Origin of the sequence: Paenibacillus sp. AD87, from assembly GCF_001659845.1 — a bacterium.
GTDB lineage: Bacteria > Bacillota > Bacilli > Paenibacillales > Paenibacillaceae > Paenibacillus > Paenibacillus marchantiae.
In genome coordinates, this window is sequence record NZ_LXQN01000007.1 from 299,819 (window position 1) to 317,765 (window position 17,947).

Here is a 17,947-nt window from a genome sequence, read left to right on the forward strand (position 1 = left end):
TAATGGTTGGCGTTGATGTTTTCCTATGAATGTTGACGGCGTTGTCCGTAGAAGATAGGTTCACTTTACAAATGCAAAACAATGCAACACAAAACAAATGCGAATATTAGCTCCACCATTATGGTGGTAATGAAAATGAAATGCTCTTGATTCACTGGGGCGGCTATATGAGGCAGAAAAGGAGATTACGTCATGTTTGGTGGTTTTACGAAAGATTTGGGTATTGATTTGGGGACAGCGAATACGCTGGTTTATGTACGTGGAAAAGGAATTGTGGTGCGGGAACCTTCGGTTGTCGCTATACGGACAGATACAAAAACCATCGAGGCAGTAGGTGAAGCCGCCAAAAAAATGATTGGACGTACACCAGGTAACATTCGTGCCATTCGTCCAATGAAAGATGGCGTTATTGCCGATTTCGATACAACGGCAACGATGATCAAATATTTCATCCGTGAGGCGCAGAAACAACGCTCCATGTTCCAACGTCATCCGAACGTGATGGTATGTGTACCATCCGGGATTACTGCAGTAGAACAACGCGCGGTTGAAGATGCAACCAAACAGGCTGGAGCACGTGAAGCCTATACGATTGAAGAGCCTTTTGCAGCTGCCATTGGTGCAGATCTGCCTGTATGGGAACCAACGGGTAGTATGGTTGTCGATATTGGTGGCGGTACAACGGAAGTGGCTGTCATCTCTCTTGGCGGTATTGTAACAAGTCGTTCGGTTCGTGTAGCGGGTGACGAGATGGATGAATCCGTGATTCAATACATTAAACGCCAGTATAATCTGATGATCGGTGAACGTACATCGGAGCAGTTGAAAATGGATATCGGATCAGCTATGCCGCTTGAGCAAGTGGAAACAATGGAAATTCGTGGACGCGACCTCGTTACAGGCCTGCCGAAGACGATTACGATTACTTCGGATGAAATCAGCGAAGCTCTGGCGGATACGGTGAATGCCATTGTTGAAGCTGTAAAAGTAACATTGGAGAAATGTCCTCCTGAGTTGGCAGCAGATATTATGGACCGTGGTATTGTTCTCACAGGTGGCGGCGCATTGCTTCGCAATCTGGACAAGCTGCTTGCTGGTGAGACAGGAATGCCTGTTATCGTAGCAGAGAACCCGCTTGATTGCGTTGCAATCGGAACAGGTAAAGCGCTTGAGAATATTCATTTGTTCAAGAGCAGAAGCAGTTCGGCAGTTCGTTCCAAACGTTAATTGATATATGCTATGCTTGGCTCGTTTATCGACCAAAGGGCATGATATCAACGAAGAGGACCCGGTTAACCCCGGGAGAGCTATTACCCGCATACCCGGGGAGAATCGACTGATATTCTCGATGGGACTATAAGTCTGACAGTCTCCCCGCCGGGCATGGCTCGGAAGAGAATAATGGATGTTAGAGGGTGGTCGAACTGTTTAAACTGCTGGGTAACAAAAGACTTTTTGTTTTGCTGGTGGGCCTTGTTACATTTATCGCGTTAATGGGCTTTACGCTCGGTCCGCGAACCGCTCTATCCTGGCCGGAGAAATTCCTGAAGGATTCAGTCGGATTTGTACAATACGTATTTTACAAGCCCGCTTCTTCTGTAGCGGGCTTTTTCAAAGATTTGGCGAACATGCGTACGGTATATCAAGAAAATGAAGAGCTTCGCATTGCAATGGGTCACTATACCCGAGATCGGCTGAAATACAATGATATGGAGCAGGTGAATGAACAGCTCCAGAAAGCTCTCAATTTTACCGAGGAACAAAAGAATCGATATAACTACGGTTCACGAATTGCTCAAGTCATCAGTGCCAACTCTGACCCAAACAGCAGAACGATTAATATCGATATTGGTGAAAATGCAGGAATCAAGGCTGGAATGGCTGTTACTTCGCAAGAGGGTCTGGTTGGGGTTGTCAGTCATGTCAGTTCATACACGTCAACAGTTAATCTGTTAACGTCCATGGACGCGAATGATCCAACATCCAATGCCATTGCAGCTACAGCGGTTGGCAAAGAAAAAGTGTTTGGTATGATCGAGAGTTATGATCCAAAGACCGGTATGCTCAAAATGACCAAGATCTCGGAAGATTCAGATATCAAAAAAGGTGATGAAATCATCTCCTCCGGGATTATCAACAATTTTCCGAAGTACATGCGTATCGGAGAAGTGGAGAAGGTTGAGAAAAGCGAATATGGTTTAACACAAACAGCTACAATTAAGCCATATGCAAGCTTTCTAGACTGGAAGGAACTGATTGTGATTATCCCATCTGAGGTAAAAGAATAATGGTAACGCGCAAGCAAGTCTTATTCCTGTTACTGTTCGTTTTGTTCATTGTTGAAGGAACGATTCTTCCGCTGCTCATTCCTTCGGCCTGGCAAATGCGTATTTCTGCCAACCTGGTCTACATCGTGATTTTGTTTATCGCTGTATATCATCATCGGCACACGGCGTTGGTGCTGGGCATATTATTTGGACTCTTGCACGACGTCGTATTCTACGGCGAAATGATTGGACCATACGGATTCTCTATGGGATTATCGGCATATATGATGGGACTTATTTTTCAAGCGCCGCGTGCACCACTGCCGGTTATGGTTTCCGTCGTCCTGTTGGGAAGTTTGCTGAATGACACCATGTTATTCTTTCTGTACAAGCTCTTCCAACTCAATCATGTGACATTTGACTGGGCATTGCTTGAATACATGATTCCCAATTTGTTCATTCATTTTGTGTTCGCGCTGATCATTTATGTTCCTCTTCGGAAACAACTGGAGCGGATTGGTAAGAGAAAGAGCAAAGTACAAGAAGCTTCTTGATACATTTATGGAGTGAGAAGCAGGAACTTGGGGACCCGGGCACGAAATGTAATGAGATGGGAGGGACAGGCTTATGACGGTAAAATCGAATCACGTAACGATTAAAGGCATCCGAGACGGCCTGGTTTTCCTGTTGGACGATCAATGTGAATTCGAGGAATTGCTCTACGAGCTCCGCTATAAGCTGGAACACAGCCATCAAAATATTTTAACCGGACCGATTGTTCATGTGGATATCAAACTGGGCAGCCGCGAAGTGACGGAGGACCAGAAAGAAGCAGTTCTTGATATATTGAAACAAAAAGGGAATTTGCTCATTCGTTCCATTGACTCACCGGCCCTTAAACCAGAGGTTAAAGGGCCGCCGCCGATTGTAACCATGTGTGGTATGGTACGTTCGGGTCAGGTGCTTCATCATGAAGGGAATCTACTGTTTCTTGGTGATATCAATCCGGGGGGCACAGTAACGTGTACCGGAGATATATATGTTTTGGGTTCACTCAGAGGCATGGCTCACGCTGGAATTGGTGGGGACGAAGACTCGATCATTGCTGCTTCGGTGTTTGCACCAACGCAGCTGCGGATCGCTGACATCATCAGCCGTCCTCCGGATGAGTGGGAGAGCCGAGAGACCGGAATGGAATTTGCTTATTTACAGGACAATCAGATGCAGATCGACAAGATGAGCAATATCGTTCGGTTGCGCCGAGATTTTAATGTGTTTAAAGGAGTGTAGCTCATGGGAGAGGCGATCGTGATCACTTCGGGTAAAGGCGGCGTGGGTAAAACAACCACCTCGGCAAACATCGGGACAGCGCTGGCGCTGCTCGGCAAAAAGGTTTGTCTGGTAGATACCGATATCGGCCTGCGCAATCTGGATGTTGTGATGGGACTCGAAAACCGGATCATTTATGATCTGTGTGACGTTGCAGACGGCCGCTGCCGACTGAATCAGGCTTTGGTCAAAGATAAACGTTTTGAAGAATTATATATGCTGCCTGCAGCACAAACGAGAGATAAGAACTCTGTGTCACCAGAACAGGTGAAGGACATTATTCTCGAATTGAAAAAAGATTTTGAATACGTCATTATCGATTGTCCAGCCGGAATTGAGCAGGGGTTCAAAAATGCGGTTGCAGGAGCTGACCAGGCGATTGTAGTGACTACACCAGAAAATGCGGCTGTGCGTGATGCGGACCGAGTCATTGGTTTGCTGGAGAGTTCACACATTCAATCACCAAAACTGGTCGTGAACCGTATCCGTAACAATATGGTCAAATCAGGCGACATGCTCGACATTGACGGCATTTTACAAGTACTTAACATTGATCTGATTGGGATTGTTCCTGATGATGAACTTGTCATCAAGGCAGCCAACTCGGGAGAGCCTACAGTAATGAATCCGGATTCACTTGCGGCCATTGCCTATCGTAATATTGCCCGTCGTATTCTGGGAGATACCGTTCCTCTGATGCAATTGGAGCAAAAAAAGGGTGCTTTCACACGTTTTAAGAAGTTTCTTGGAATGGGTTAACTCGCTCTTTCTCATCACATTTATGTATGACAGCCGTGGCCCTCAAGCCCGGCTTTTTGATTATTATGGAGCCTTTGATTAAAGTCGACTTGTATAGAACAGGATATGTACTTCACAGGAGGACTCTACGTTGTGGGGTTATTTTTGCTTCCAGCCGAAGCTTGTTCATATTATGAACGAGCCCTTCATAAGATGTAGTAAACAAGCCTCGGCGGGAGGACATTCCATGAATACGAAACTCAGAATCAAGCAGAGAAGAGAAGAGCGCATTCGGCGGTTAATGGATGGTGCTACGGAAGAAATTATGCAGCAGCGAGAATCGGGCTCGCTATCCGATAAGCGTTCATCCGCGCAACGTAATCCTTTCTCGTCTATGGATATACAAGAAAATCTGCGAACAGCAAGATCTTCGTTGGCGGAACAGGAAAGAGATCCGGAGTGGCTGTGGAAAAAAGAGAACGGGCATTATGGTCCTGGCGGCCATCCACGCTTCAATCTGATGAAGTCATTTGTGGGACGAACGGTGGTTAGCATTTTATTATTCGGTGGCGTCTGGGGATTGTTCCAGTTGAACACTTCATGGACGACACCTGCCAAAACTGTGATCGCCGATGTGCTGCATCGGGATATGGATTTTGCCTATGCTGCTGCCTGGTACGAACGGCATTTTGGTGGAACGCCGTCATTCCTGCCTGTTCTTGGACATACCACCGATCCTGTGAACGGCTCGGGAATTCGACATCTGCTCGGCAAACCGATCTCGGGAATTGTCGTTCAGCCTTTTGCTCTGAGCATGAAAGGCATTGAGATTGTTCCTGAAGCTGGCGGTACGGGACTTATTCAAGTAGTTAGTTCAGATGCCGGACGAGTACTTCAAGTATTGGATGATCCGGAAAATGGGACAACGGTTGTAATCCAGCACTCGGGTCAAGTCACAGCGATATACGGACGCTTGAACGAGAGTGAAGTCCAGGTGAATGATTGGGTAGAAGCGGGTGACGCGGTCGGTAGCATAAAGGAGACTGGAAATGATCAACCTGCCACATTGTATTTCGCTGTAAAAGAGGGCGAGCAGTACGTAGACCCTGCGGAAGTGGTTGCCCTTGATTAGGTTGTGGGGTGTACGTATCTCGTTTCATCCTTTTTTTGTGATTATCATGATGGCTTCCCTGTTGACTGGAAACTTTATTGAACTCATCACGCTGTTTGCCATCGTTTTTATTCATGAATGTGGACATGCTGCAGCGGCAGCCCTTCTGGGCTGCCGTGTCCTTTCGATACAGATGCTTCCTTTTGGCGGCGTCGCCGTTATTGAGGATGCCGGAAATATTACAGCCCGGCGGGAGATCATTATCGCTTTGGCAGGCCCGTTTCAAAATATGCTCATGGTTGGAATCGTTTTGTTGCTGAAGTATGGGAATCTGGGAGACCCGCTTTTTTTGGATTATATTATACAGGGGAATCTGCTGATTGCCCTATTTAACCTGCTACCTGTGTTGCCACTGGATGGAGGTAAAATTGTACAGGCACTCGTTAGTCTTGCTGCTCCCTACTATACGACATTGATGTGGACTTACAGAATCAGCATTCTGTGTAGCGTAGGGGTTATCTTGGTTGCCATCGGTCGCTGGTTTACCGGTGATTACGGGCTGCCGTTAAATATCCTGTTGATCGGAATTTTTCTGTTCTATTCCAATGTGACCGATTACCGAAATATTCCCTACCGGTTTATCCGATTTCTGATGAATCGTGAAAGTGCATTCACCCGTCATGCGGCTACAGGCAGTTTGGCGCAGCCGATAATCTCATTTCCGGCGAAACCTTTGGAGACTATTTTGCGTCTATTAAAGAGAGAAAGATACCATATGATATATGTGATGAATAGACAGGGAAGAATCATGGCCGTTTTGCCTGAGCAGCGAATCATCGGTTCTTATTTCAAACAAGACACGGATAAGTTGTAGCATCTTGGTGGATCTGTCCTGAATTGGGTTAATACATGTACAATGAGTATGCAAAGATACAGAATGGATGTGGATGAATTGAATTGTCTTCTAGAGGTGAAGCCATGAAACAAATGATTGTACATAATGAACATAACCTCATGCAAATGGCGCTTCTGGAAGAAGGCAAAGCTGTAGAATTCATGGCAGAGCGTACACGCGAGCGTGGACTGCTGGGTTCGTATTTCAAAGGACGGGTAGTGAACGTGTTACCAGGTATGCAAGCTGCTTTTGTGGATATCGGTCAGAAAAAGAATGCTTTTCTGTATGTGGACGATGTATTGCATCCCAATCTGGAGAAACAACCCAAAGTGAAGCCTTCAATTTCGGAGCTGCTTCGTCCAGGTCAGGATGTAATCGTCCAGGTCCTGAAGGAGCCAGTAGGAAGCAAGGGAGCCCGGGTGACGACTCATTATTCGCTGCCGGGCCGCTGGCTTGTCTATATGCCTTTAGCAGACTATGTAGCCGTCTCCAAGAAAATTGCCCGTGAGGGCGATCGATCCCGCCTCAAAACGCTGGGTGAACAACTGAGACGGGACGAAGAGGGGCTTATCATACGAACCGTATCCGCAGAGGAACAGAGGGAAGCCATTCAGGCCGACTTGGAAACATTACGTGAGCAGTGGCGTCTGATTCGTGAAAAAGCGGATAGTTTGCCTTCACCAAGCCTGCTGCATCGAGATCAGAGTATGGTTCAGCGGATCATTCGTGATGTGTATACGCCTGGTAGCGATGAAGTCATTACGGATAATGAAGCACAAGCCCGTGAATTGAGTGCTTTGCTGGAGGAGATCTGTCCAGGCCATCAACCTAAAGTACAGGTGTACAGGGGAGAAGAATCAATTTTTGCTGCTTATCGTGTGCAGGAGCAGTTGAACAGGGATTTCGCCCGCAAGATATGGCTGCCTGGAGGCGGATATATTGTCCTTGATCATACCGAGGCGCTCACTGTAGTCGATGTCAATACAGGCAAGTACACGGGAGCAGGCGGCGACAGTCTGGAAGAGACCGTAACGGAAACGAACATGCAGGCAGCGGTTGAGATCGCCCGTTTAATGCGTCTTCGGGATATCGGTGGCATGATTATTGTGGACTTCATTGATATGGAGGAAGCGATGAATCGGCATGAAGTTGCGGCAACGCTGGAAAATGAACTCAAGAAGGATCGAACCAAGGCTTTTGTAATGGGTTGGACCAAGCTGGGATTGCTTGAACTTACCCGTAAGAAGGTACGGGAAGAGAGCACGCTCCCTTACGTGGAGCCGTGTTCTTCCTGTCATGGGACAGGCAAAAGATATATTTCGCCGTTGCATTGATTTTTAGTGTAGTTGGTGGTATAATCATCAGGTATGTGTTTAGCCTATTGGTCTTGCACATGCTGTAACCGCACTGGCCGGGTACAAGAACAGTTCCGCAAGGACACTGTCACCTGAGACCGGGCGAGTCTGAGACATGAGGAGGTGCAAGGCAAATGTACGCAATTATTGAAACAGGTGGCAAACAGTACAAAGTCCAAGAGGGCGATGTTCTGTTCATCGAGAAATTGACTGCGAACGATGGCGAAAGCGTAACGTTCGACCGTGTCCTGGCTGTATCTAACGATCAAGGTTTGACAGCAGGTACACCATTGGTTTCCGGAGCAACTGTAACGGCTAAAGTGGAGAAACATGGCAAAGGACAAAAGGTTGTTGTATACAAATACAAACCTAAAAAGAACTACCATGTGAAGCAAGGTCACCGTCAACCGTATACAAAAGTAACTATCGAAGCAATCAAAGCGTAAGAAGGTGCGATAAGTGATTATCGTTCAAATCTTTCGTAATGATGACGGGAGCATCGATCGTTTCTCCATCAAAGGGCATGCTAATTTTGCCAAGCGAGGAGAAGACATCGTATGTGCCGGGGTATCCGCTGTTACAGTGGGTACGGTGAACTCGATTGAAACACTGACTGGTGTCGAAATGGACGCCAAGATGAAGAATGGCTTTTTAAGCGCTTCTTTACCGGTGTTGGAGAAAGACGGAACCTGGTCCCAGGTACAATTGCTACTCGAATCCATGGTGCTTATGCTCACTGATATTGCAGAGTCATACGGAAAGTATATTCAGATAGAGCAAGTCAAATAATCAAAGAAGGAGGACAACCAATCATGTTGAAATTAAATCTTCAGTTATTCGCATCGAAAAAAGGTGTAGGTTCCACGAAGAATGGTCGTGACAGTAACGCACAACGCCTTGGCGTTAAACGTGCTGACGGACAAACAGTAACTGGTGGTAGCATTCTCGTTCGCCAACGCGGAACGAAAATTCACCCAGGTACTAACGTGGGTATCGGTAAAGATGACACTTTGTTTGCGAAAGTTGACGGCGTTGTGAAATTCGAACGTTGGGGACGCGATCGTAAAAAAGTAAGCATCTACCCTGTGAATGTTGCTCCAGTAGCAGCTGCAGTAGAAGCATAATATCGGCATTCCGCCTAAGGAGCCTTCGGCATTTTTGCCGGAGGCTTTTTGTATTTATAGGTTATTCGATAATGAACTGGCAGAAAAGACATGTTATACTTGGTTACGGTGGGGTTTAAACCAACCGAGTTTTGTAGAACGGGGAGAAGCCATGAAATCTTGGAAAAGAGTGCCCTGGATTGCGGCATGTTCACTTCTGATTCCTTTGGTTTTCGTTATGCTGTATCCAGTGATTATTTCAATAGCTGTATACGCATTGTGGTCCGTCGCGGTGCTTTTTGTTTCTGTGAATGTGATGAAGAGACAAGCAGAGGCGGAACGCAGAACCATCATACAATCTATGGAAAAGACAGCAATTGCATCATTAAATCATCATAGGCATGATTGGATGAACGATCTTCAGGTATTGTATGGATATCTTAGACTGGGCAAACTTGATAAATCAGTGCAATGTGTGGAAAGAATAGTAGAGCGGGTTAACGAAGAAAGCCGAATCTCCAGATTGGGTATTCCTTCACTCGTATTTTATCTTCAATCTTTCCGGACCAGTGGAGTCGCTCTGGAATTGCATGTGGTCGTAGAGGAAGAGTTGCAGCTTAGTGCTCTGGTCTCTCCCGAGGATGGCGAGTCGCTTACGGGGGCGATTGCCGATGCGATTCGAGCCTATCAATATGGCGGCGGCCGGTCGTCTTGGGGAGAGGTTCGCAAACTGACCTTGAACTTCGGACAGGATCACGGAGATGTGGTTGTCCGGCTGGATGGGGATCAAACACCCGATCCGGAAACATTGCGGCAGCTCAATGCCGTACTCAAAGGAAAAAAAGTCAGAACGGAGCAGCTTCCGTCTGAGGATACGTTTATACAATTCAGAATGCCTTGCGGAATATAGGAAGAAGGGGTTAACCAATGTTTGTAGATAAAGCGAAGATTTATGTGAAAGCCGGAGACGGAGGGGACGGAATTATTTCGTTTCGTCGTGAGAAGTATGTACCGAACGGCGGACCTGCCGGGGGTGATGGAGGCAGAGGAGCTGACATCATTTTCCGTGTGGATGAAGGTCTGCGTACGTTGATGGATTTCCGTTACCAGCGTCACTTCAAGGCCCCTCGTGGTGAGAAGGGACGTAATAAAAGTCAGCATGGCGCGAACGCTGAGAACATGATTGTACGTATTCCACCTGGAACCGTGATTTTGGATGAAGACAGTGGAGAAGTACTGGCTGATTTGACACGTCATGGTCAACAGGTTGTTGTTGCTCGTGGCGGACGAGGCGGACGGGGAAACATTCGTTTTGCCACGCCTAACAATCCAGCGCCAGAACTGGCCGAAAATGGCGAAGAAGGTCAAGAACGTTACATCGTACTTGAGCTTAAGGTCATGGCAGATGTCGGTTTGGTTGGTTTCCCAAGTGTCGGGAAATCTACACTGTTGTCTGTTGTTTCGGCAGCCAAGCCAAAGATTGGAGCATATCATTTTACAACCATTACACCTAACCTGGGTGTTGTTGGTGTGGGTGAAGGCCGTAGCTTTGTTATGGCCGACTTGCCTGGTCTGATTGAAGGTGCTCATGAAGGTATTGGGCTTGGACATGAGTTCTTGCGTCACGTAGAACGTACACGTATTATCGTTCATGTTGTTGACATGTCTGGTTCAGAAGGACGTGATCCGTTCGAAGACTGGCAGAAAATCAACGAGGAACTCAAATTGTACAATCCTGTCCTCGCTGAGAGACCACAGGTTGTAGCAGCCAATAAAATGGACATGCCGGATTCCGAAGCTAATCTGGAAGAGTTTTTGCAGAAGGCTCGTGAAGTTCAACCGGATATTGAAGTTATGCCTATTTCGTCCCTGACACGGAAAGGGATTCAAGAGCTCCTGTATCGTGCGGCTGATCTGCTGGATCAAATTCCGGACGAGCCAGTGGTTGAAGAAGTTGCTGACTTATCCGAACGCAAAGTGTACAGCTTGGACAAAAAAGAGGACGATGGTTTCCGTATTGTACGGGAGAATGAAATCTTCGTGGTCGAAAGTGCCAAGATTGAACGTATGATGAAACGGATGCAGCTGAATTCGCATGAAGCAATTCTCAAGCTGGCGCGTACATTGCGCTATATGGGTGTGGATGCGGAATTGCGTAAACGCGGAGCTGAAGAAGGCACCATTGTGCGCATTGGCGAGTTTGAGTTCGAATTTGTGGAAGGCAGCAGCTATTATTAAGATAGCAGGCCGCAGTACGGATAGTGGTTAAAACATAAACGCAGAGAAGTGGGAGATTACCCGCTGCTCTGCGTTTTTTTATTTTTCCTTACCTGCACATGGGATAAACTTGTATACTGTTAGGAATAGTTTTTCAAAAATAGACATGTGAGGTATTGCCCTTTTGAGATAGATCCTATATAATGTCCACTATATGAATACATGAGTCTTTGAGGAGAGGACGTTCTGTGAATGAACGCTATTACTTAGTACGGGAAGACATTTTGCCAGAGGCTGTGGTAAAGACCATGCAGGTAAAAGAACTGCTAGCTTCCGGGGATGTCAAAACAGTTCATGAGGCGGTTGAACAGGTTGGATTAAGCCGAAGTGCTTTTTATAAGTACAAGGATGGCATCCATTTGATCAATCAGCTTGAACGGGAGCGAATTGTAACGATCTCCATTGATTTGGAGCATCAGTCAGGAATATTGTCTCGTGTGCTCGGACATGTAGCTGGTTATGGAGCCAACGTGCTAACTATTAATCAAAGTATTCCGCTCCAGGGGAGAGCCAATGTTGTCATTTCAGTGGAGACATCACACCTCCATGGGGAAATCGGAGAAATGCTCGATCGGATGCAGGATATGCCCGGGGTTCGACGCACGCGCATTGTAGGCCAAGGTTAATTAGACGTTATCGTAAAACGTTTAGGAATAAGTTGTTTGTATGGTTAAATCGTACAGGGGTGAAGGAGAAAAGACATTGGGGGTAGATCGTTAGTGAAACCGGTAAAAGTGGGGTTGTTGGGTCTGGGTACGGTGGGGACTGGGGTCGTTCGCATCGTGGAAGGAAATCAGGAGGATTTGAGCAGTCAGGTTGGATCACCGATCGTTATAGAGAAGATTGCAGTTAAGAATACGGAAAAAGATCGTGTCATTGCTGTAGACCGTGCGAAGCTCACTGAAGATCCTTGGGAAGTCATTCGTCATCCAGATATTGATGTTATCGTGGAAGTTATGGGTGGCATTGATCAGACCAAAGAGTACATTCTTGAAGCACTGGAGCGAGGCAAGCATATCGTAACCGCGAACAAGGATTTAATGGCACTGCACGGTTCCGAGATTTTGGCCAAGGCACAGGAAAAGCAATGTGATGTATTCTACGAAGCGAGTGTGGCTGGGGGCATTCCGATCATCAGAACGCTGATTGAAGGTTTCTCATCCGACCGGATTACCCGCATTATGGGGATTGTGAACGGAACAACGAACTTTATTTTGACCAAAATGAGCCAGGAAGGCGCCTCATATGAAGAGGTTCTGGCCGAGGCTCAAGCACTCGGATACGCAGAAACCGATCCAACTTCGGATGTCGAAGGACTCGATGCAGCTCGCAAAATGGCGATTCTGGGCACTTTGGGCTTCCGTACCAATGTGGAACTGAAAGACGTAACCGTTAAGGGGATTACATCCGTAACCCGTGAAGATATTACGTATGCCAAAAGACTTGGCTATGAGATGAAGCTACTGGGTATCGCAGATCGTCGGGATGATGAGATCACCATTAGTGTTCAGCCAACGATGGTAAGACAGAATCATCCGATTGCATCCGTCAATGGGGTGTTCAACGCTGTGTATGTACATGGCGAAGCTGTAGGTGAGACGATGTTCTACGGTGCGGGTGCAGGTGAGCTTCCGACGGCAACTTCTGTAGTAGCGGATATCGTGGCTGTGATCAAAAACCTGAAGCTGGGTGTGAATGGTCTTAAAGCCATTGTGCCTTATAAACAGAAGCGCCTGCAAAGTGACGAGCACATTATGTCGAAAAACTTTATTTTGCTGCACGTAGATGACAAGGCAGGGGTACTGGCGCAGATTACACAAATCTTCGCTGAATACGAAGTCAGCCTGGCTTCAGTCGTGCAACAGCCGAACGAGCATAACCCGGATGCTGAGATCATCATTGTTACGCATAACGCTAGCAAGGCAAGCATGGATAAAGTATTGAAACACTTTGAATCCCTTGCCGTCATTCGTCGCATTAAGAGTGTGTACCGGGTAGAAGGATAATTCGTCCCCAATCCGGTTTGAATTTTTAGATCTAAATCCAAGTTTAAGGTACACGTTTAACCATATAGATGTATGCAATCATATTCGGATTATTAACGACAAAGGAGTTTACCCACAATGAGATATCAAGGATTACTGCAAACGTATAGAGAGCACCTTCCGGTTAATGAAAACACGCCACTGCTTACGCTTCATGAAGGAAACACACCCCTGGTTCATGCTGAGAATCTGTCCGAGGAACTCGGATTGAATTTATATTTCAAATATGAAGGTCTGAATCCGACTGGTTCATTTAAAGACCGCGGAATGGTTATGGCTGTTGCTAAAGCGATGGAAGAAGGCAGCCGCACGATCATGTGTGCATCGACAGGTAACACTTCAGCGGCAGCAGCAGCGTATGCGGCTCGTGCTGGTCTGAATTGTATTGTATTGATCCCAAATAACAACATTGCGCTGGGTAAACTGGCTCAAGCTATGATCTATGGAGCCAAGGTAATTGCGATTAATGGCAACTTTGACCGTGCATTGGAAATTGTGCGTGAGATTACAGCCAAACATCCAATTACGCTCGTGAACTCCGTGAATCCGTTCCGAATTGAAGGACAGAAAACGGCTGCATTTGAAGTGATTGAACAGCTTGGTCAAGCACCTGATGTACTCGCAATCCCGGTGGGTAACGCAGGGAACATCTCGGCTTACTGGAAAGGGTTCAAGGAGTATAAAGAAGCAGGCAAATCGAATTCGCTGCCACGTATGGTCGGTTTTGAAGCGGAAGGCGCCATGGCGATCGTCAAAGGTGAACCGATCCTTGAGCCTGAAACCGTAGCAACGGCTATTCGAATCGGTAATCCTGCTAGTTGGAAAACTGCTGTAGCTGCAGCTGAAGAGTCTGGTGGACAAATTAATTATGTAACTGACGAAGAAATTCTGACAGCATATCGTACGATCGCCGCTCGTGAAGGGATTTTTGCTGAACCTGCATCCGCTGCTTCCGTTGCTGGTGTATACAAACTGAAGAGTGAAGGGTACTTTAAAGGCGGAGAAACTGTGGTTTGTGTACTGACAGGACATGGTCTAAAAGATCCTAATATTGCAATCAAAACGGTAGCGACTGAGCCGCTTGTTGTGGAAGATTCCGAAGAAGCGGTTATGGCGGCAATTGCACAATTGGAGCAACAATCCGTATGAGTTTGCAGCAAAGGGTAATCGTTAAGGTACCTGCAAGTACAGCCAATCTGGGTCCAGGGTTTGATACCCTGGGCATGGCATTGTCTCTGTATGCATGGCTTGAGATGAAACCGGCTGAGCAGACAACATTCCATTTACATGGAGATCATCTGACGGGTCTGCCAACAGATAAATCCAATTTGATATATGAAGTTGCACAGATGGTGTTCAACGAAGCTGGAATCTCCGTTCCAGAGTTGGAAATTTCCATGTATTCCGATATTCCGCTTACTCGGGGACTGGGAAGCAGTGCATCAGCTATCGTGGGTGCATTGGCTGCTGCTAATGCTTTAATTGGCACTCCGTTATCTGATGCCAAGCTTCTGGACATGGCTACGTCGCTGGAGAAACATCCGGATAATGTAGGAGCTTCACTATATGGAGGTATCATTACAGCAGCATGGGATGGCAGTCGGGTAGACCATATTCGCATTGAGCCGCATCAGGATTTGCAGACGTTGGTCATCGTACCGGACTTCGAGTTGTCCACTTCGAAAGCAAGAAATGTAATTCCACAGCAGTTTGACAAGTCTGATGTCATTCACAACATAAGCAGATCATCCTTACTCGTTGCAGCTTTGGCAAGTGGAAGATTGGACATGATTCAAAAGGCGATGTCTGACCGGATTCATCAACCCTACAGGGCATCGTTGGTACCTGGTATGGCTGAAATCCTGGAACATGCGGTCAGTCATGGAGCCCTGGGGGCTGCATTGAGTGGAGCCGGACCTACCGTTTTGACGTTGGTAGATCGTCATGATACTCGTAAGCTTGAATTGGAGCAATATTTGATAGACACAATGAGCCGTGAAGGTATCACTGCATCTGCATTGTGGTTGGATCCGGATCTGGACGGTGTTACCGTACTGCCTGATCAAGATGAAAGTCCTTTTATGGACAGAGTTAAAGGGGAAGTTAACGCATGAAACGAATTGCAGTATTACCTGAAGGTTCAGTTTCTCATGAAGCAGTAGATTTTCTGTTTAATGGGGAGCCTTTGGAATTGCTTCATTCCAAACTGATTTCTGATGTTTTCCGGGCTACGGATAGTGGAAAGTCCCAGTATAGTGTCATACCTATTGAGAATACGATTGAAGGCTCCGTTAGTTTGCATATGGACTGGCTGGTTAACGAAGTGGATATTCCGATGCAAGCAGAATGGGTTTATCCATCCATCCAGAATGTCATTGGGCATGGCTCTGAGTTCAGGACAGAGAGTGGTGAATATGATTTCGGGAAAATTACGAAGATCATGTCCCATCCTGTAGCGATTCCACAGTGCCAGAATTTTATTCGCCTGCATTCACCTGGAGCAGACCTTGAAGGTGTAAACAGTACAGCGGAAGCTGTGGAGATTGTTAAAAAAAATCCTGGTAAAGGCTGGGTCGCGATTGGTACAAGGCTGGCTGCACAGAAGCATGGTTTGGACATTATGGCTGAACGGGTTACCGATCATGACAACAACTATACTCGTTTTGTGTTGATAGGCCATGAGCCTGTTCAGATACCACGAGAGCCTGATCATGTGAAAACCAGTTTGCTGGTTACATTGCCTGAAGATGCACCGGGTGCATTGCATCAGGTGCTTTCGGCTTTTGCCTGGCGGAAGCTGAACTTGACCCGATTGGAATCTCGTCCAACGAAGAAGAGGTTGGGGAGTTATTATTTTTACATTGATGTTGAAGAAAGTGCAGATTCGGTATTGCTTACCGCAGCCATGGCTGAGATTGAGGCTTTGAATTGTCAGGTACGTGTTCTTGGCAGCTATCCGTGTTATACATATCCTTCGTTAAAAACGACCTGAATCAGGACGTACATTGGTGAAGGTTGTCATAAGACTGGGTAATGTGTGCAAGAACAGCTTGTCATTTGTTGTCCAATGAACGAGATAAATGTAGTTTCGGAATCAAGGGATGGAAATTTTATGGAGGTGCAGTCATCGGTGTCAGAACAATGGATTTACTTGGATGGTCGATATGTGACCAAGGAGAACGCAACCGTTTCGGTATATGATCACGGATTTTTGTATGGAGACGGTATTTTCGAAGGTATTCGTATTTATAACGGTAACATTTTCAGATGCAAAGCGCATTTGGATCGTTTGTACGATTCAGCTAAATCCATCAGTCTGAACATTCCGCTGTCTTATGATGAGATGCTTGAAGTGATGGCTGAAACGGTACGGCGCAATGATATGCGTAACGGTTATATTCGTCTGATCGTTTCACGTGGACCTGGTAACTTGGGTCTTGATCCGCTGCGCTGCCCTAAAGCGTCCGTTATCATCATTGTTGAGCAACTCGCGATCTATCCGGAGGAAGCGTATCTTACTGGGCTGAAAGCCGTGTCTGTATCGCAACGCCGCAACATTCCTGATGCACTTAATCCAAAAATTAAATCATTGAACTATCTGAACAACATTCTTGTTAAAATTCAGTCTAACTATTCAGGTGCGGGTGAAGCGATTATGCTGAATTCCCAAGGTTACGTTACTGAGGGTTCGAGTGATAATATCTTCATCATCAAAAATGGTGTAGTTTATACGCCACCTTGTTATCTTGGTGCATTAGAGGGAATTACACGTCAGGCCATTATCGATCTGTGCGGTGAGCTGGATCTTGAATTAAAAGAAGTGCCATTTACGCTACATGATGTGTACATTGCCGACGAAGTCTTCTTCACTGGAACAGCCGCAGAAGTTATTGCTGCATATGAGGTGGACGGCAGAACGATTGGAACGGGTTTTGCAGGTCCTGTAACCTTGAGATTGCTGGAAGCGTTCCGTCAAATTGTCGACAAAGACGGTTACAAAGTTTGGGAAGAATAAAAGGAACGAACTGAATAGGGAAGGAGGAAATCCTTCTTGTCTCAGAAAATCAGCATACCTGGAGTATGCGGTTTTTGGGGCGGGAAGGATTTTTTTTGCTTAGTTGATGTCATTGGCCCAATTTCTGCATAGGATGTAGTAACGGTATGGGCGAATGCACTGCCCAAGTATCACGTCTAGGAGGTTAGTTCCAAGTGAAAATACACATGGTGAAAAAAGGCGACACATTATATCTGCTGTCCCAAAAATATAATGTAGCGTTGGACAAAATTATCGCAGCTAATCCGCAAATTTCAAATCCTGACAAGTTGGAGATCGGCATGAAGGTCAAAATCCCTGCGGAGCCTGTAACACCAAAGCCAGAAGACGTGTTGCACAGTCATAAAGTCCAGCAAGGAGATTCGTTGTGGAAGTTGTCACAGGCTTGGGGAGTTCCGTTGAAAGATATGATCAATGCGAACCCACAATTGAAAAATCCTAATGCTCTTCTTGTAGGGGAGACCGTGTACATTCCATCAGCGAATGCACCGGGGAATGCGGCTTCAGAGAATGGCGCCTCATCCAATGTTGCTCATGAGAAGCTGTCTCCTGAAGGGAAGGAATACACGGGAGTTAAAGAAGAAACGGCTCCAGTCGTACCAGTAGTCCCAGTACCTGAACCAGCTCCTTTACCGGAAGTCTCCAATGCGGTTCCGGCTCCTGTACCTGCAAATCCGGTCGTACCTAATATCAAGCCAGAAGTGGAAGTGTTACCTCAATTACCTGAAATTCCTGAAGAGAAACCGCAGAAGGAAGCTCAGAAGAAAGAAAAT

At 46.4% G+C, this 17,947-nt stretch carries 20 protein-coding genes and 1 other annotated feature (1 of these 21 only partly in view); all 20 genes read left to right on the plus strand.

The annotated features are described in order from the left end of the window. Positions 1-192 precede the first annotated feature (192 nt). A complete protein-coding gene (locus gpAD87_RS01445; RefSeq protein WP_063568116.1) occupies positions 193-1,227 on the plus strand; it encodes a rod shape-determining protein in 1,035 nt (344 codons plus the stop codon). A gap of 188 nt (positions 1,228-1,415) precedes the next feature. Further along, positions 1,416-2,288: a rod shape-determining protein MreC gene (mreC, locus tag gpAD87_RS01450; protein ID WP_064635825.1), complete on the plus strand. Its 873-nt coding sequence runs from the start codon at positions 1,416-1,418 to the stop codon at positions 2,286-2,288. Further along, the gene (locus gpAD87_RS01455; RefSeq protein WP_064635826.1) at positions 2,288-2,821 is read left to right on the plus strand and encodes a rod shape-determining protein MreD; all 534 of its coding nucleotides are present in this window, start codon (positions 2,288-2,290) and stop codon (positions 2,819-2,821) included. The genes mreC and gpAD87_RS01455 overlap by 1 nt, the downstream gene beginning before the upstream one ends. 73 nt (positions 2,822-2,894) lie before the next feature. Then, positions 2,895-3,557, plus strand: a complete 663-nt coding sequence (gene minC / locus gpAD87_RS01460; RefSeq protein WP_063568119.1) for a septum site-determining protein MinC — start codon at positions 2,895-2,897, stop codon at positions 3,555-3,557. A gap of 3 nt (positions 3,558-3,560) precedes the next feature. Beyond that, positions 3,561-4,355 carry a septum site-determining protein MinD gene (gene minD, locus gpAD87_RS01465; protein WP_017692616.1) on the plus strand — a complete coding sequence of 265 codons (795 nt, stop codon included), beginning with the start codon at positions 3,561-3,563 and terminating at the stop codon, positions 4,353-4,355. A gap of 226 nt (positions 4,356-4,581) precedes the next feature. Then, entirely contained in the window at positions 4,582-5,466 is an 885-nt protein-coding gene (locus tag gpAD87_RS01470) for a M23 family metallopeptidase (protein ID WP_064635827.1), read from the plus strand. Then, complete coding sequence (locus tag gpAD87_RS01475; protein ID WP_064635828.1) at positions 5,459-6,319, plus strand: M50 family metallopeptidase; 861 nt, start codon at positions 5,459-5,461, stop codon at positions 6,317-6,319. The genes gpAD87_RS01470 and gpAD87_RS01475 overlap by 8 nt, the downstream gene beginning before the upstream one ends. Positions 6,320-6,423: 104 nt before the next feature. Then, positions 6,424-7,674, plus strand: coding sequence for an Rne/Rng family ribonuclease (locus gpAD87_RS01480; RefSeq protein WP_064635829.1), 1,251 nt, complete (start codon positions 6,424-6,426; stop codon positions 7,672-7,674). Between the two features lie 56 nt (positions 7,675-7,730). Further along, positions 7,731-7,815 (plus strand) — a sequence feature (ribosomal protein L21 leader region). Between the two features lie 14 nt (positions 7,816-7,829). Continuing rightward, entirely contained in the window at positions 7,830-8,141 is a 312-nt protein-coding gene (gene rplU, locus gpAD87_RS01485) for a 50S ribosomal protein L21 (RefSeq protein ID WP_062328098.1), read from the plus strand. A 13-nt stretch (positions 8,142-8,154) separates the two neighbouring features. Next, positions 8,155-8,484, plus strand: coding sequence for a ribosomal-processing cysteine protease Prp (locus gpAD87_RS01490; protein ID WP_063568124.1), 330 nt, complete (start codon positions 8,155-8,157; stop codon positions 8,482-8,484). Positions 8,485-8,507: 23 nt separating this feature from the next. Continuing rightward, a complete protein-coding gene (gene rpmA, locus gpAD87_RS01495; RefSeq protein ID WP_024633959.1) occupies positions 8,508-8,819 on the plus strand; it encodes a 50S ribosomal protein L27 in 312 nt (103 codons plus the stop codon). 340 nt (positions 8,820-9,159) lie between these two features. Next, positions 9,160-9,708, plus strand: coding sequence for a Spo0B domain-containing protein (locus gpAD87_RS01500; RefSeq protein ID WP_231952405.1), 549 nt, complete (start codon positions 9,160-9,162; stop codon positions 9,706-9,708). A 17-nt stretch (positions 9,709-9,725) separates the two neighbouring features. Beyond that, a complete protein-coding gene (obgE, locus tag gpAD87_RS01505; protein WP_064635830.1) occupies positions 9,726-11,036 on the plus strand; it encodes a GTPase ObgE in 1,311 nt (436 codons plus the stop codon). 227 nt (positions 11,037-11,263) lie between these two features. Next, positions 11,264-11,701 carry an ACT domain-containing protein gene (locus tag gpAD87_RS01510; protein WP_024633956.1) on the plus strand — a complete coding sequence of 146 codons (438 nt, stop codon included), beginning with the start codon at positions 11,264-11,266 and terminating at the stop codon, positions 11,699-11,701. A gap of 93 nt (positions 11,702-11,794) precedes the next feature. After that, positions 11,795-13,081: a homoserine dehydrogenase gene (locus tag gpAD87_RS01515; RefSeq protein ID WP_064635831.1), complete on the plus strand. Its 1,287-nt coding sequence runs from the start codon at positions 11,795-11,797 to the stop codon at positions 13,079-13,081. Positions 13,082-13,198: 117 nt separating this feature from the next. Beyond that, positions 13,199-14,269, plus strand: a complete 1,071-nt coding sequence (gene thrC / locus gpAD87_RS01520) for a threonine synthase (protein WP_064635832.1) — start codon at positions 13,199-13,201, stop codon at positions 14,267-14,269. Next, positions 14,266-15,234 (plus strand): homoserine kinase, encoded by a 969-nt coding sequence (thrB, locus tag gpAD87_RS01525; protein ID WP_064635833.1) that lies wholly within the window; start codon positions 14,266-14,268, stop codon positions 15,232-15,234. Before thrC ends, thrB begins: the two co-directional genes overlap by 4 nt. Further along, positions 15,231-16,112, plus strand: coding sequence for a prephenate dehydratase (pheA, locus tag gpAD87_RS01530; RefSeq protein WP_063568130.1), 882 nt, complete (start codon positions 15,231-15,233; stop codon positions 16,110-16,112). Before thrB ends, pheA begins: the two co-directional genes overlap by 4 nt. Before the next feature lie 138 nt (positions 16,113-16,250). After that, positions 16,251-17,135, plus strand: a complete 885-nt coding sequence (gene ilvE, locus gpAD87_RS01535) for a branched-chain-amino-acid transaminase (RefSeq protein ID WP_064640703.1) — start codon at positions 16,251-16,253, stop codon at positions 17,133-17,135. A gap of 194 nt (positions 17,136-17,329) precedes the next feature. Further along, positions 17,330-17,947: the beginning of a LysM peptidoglycan-binding domain-containing protein gene (locus gpAD87_RS01540; RefSeq protein ID WP_064635834.1), read on the plus strand. Its footprint extends 1,008 nt past the window's final position; the window shows 618 of its 1,626 coding nt (coding positions 1-618); it begins with the start codon at positions 17,330-17,332; its stop codon lies beyond the right edge, outside the window.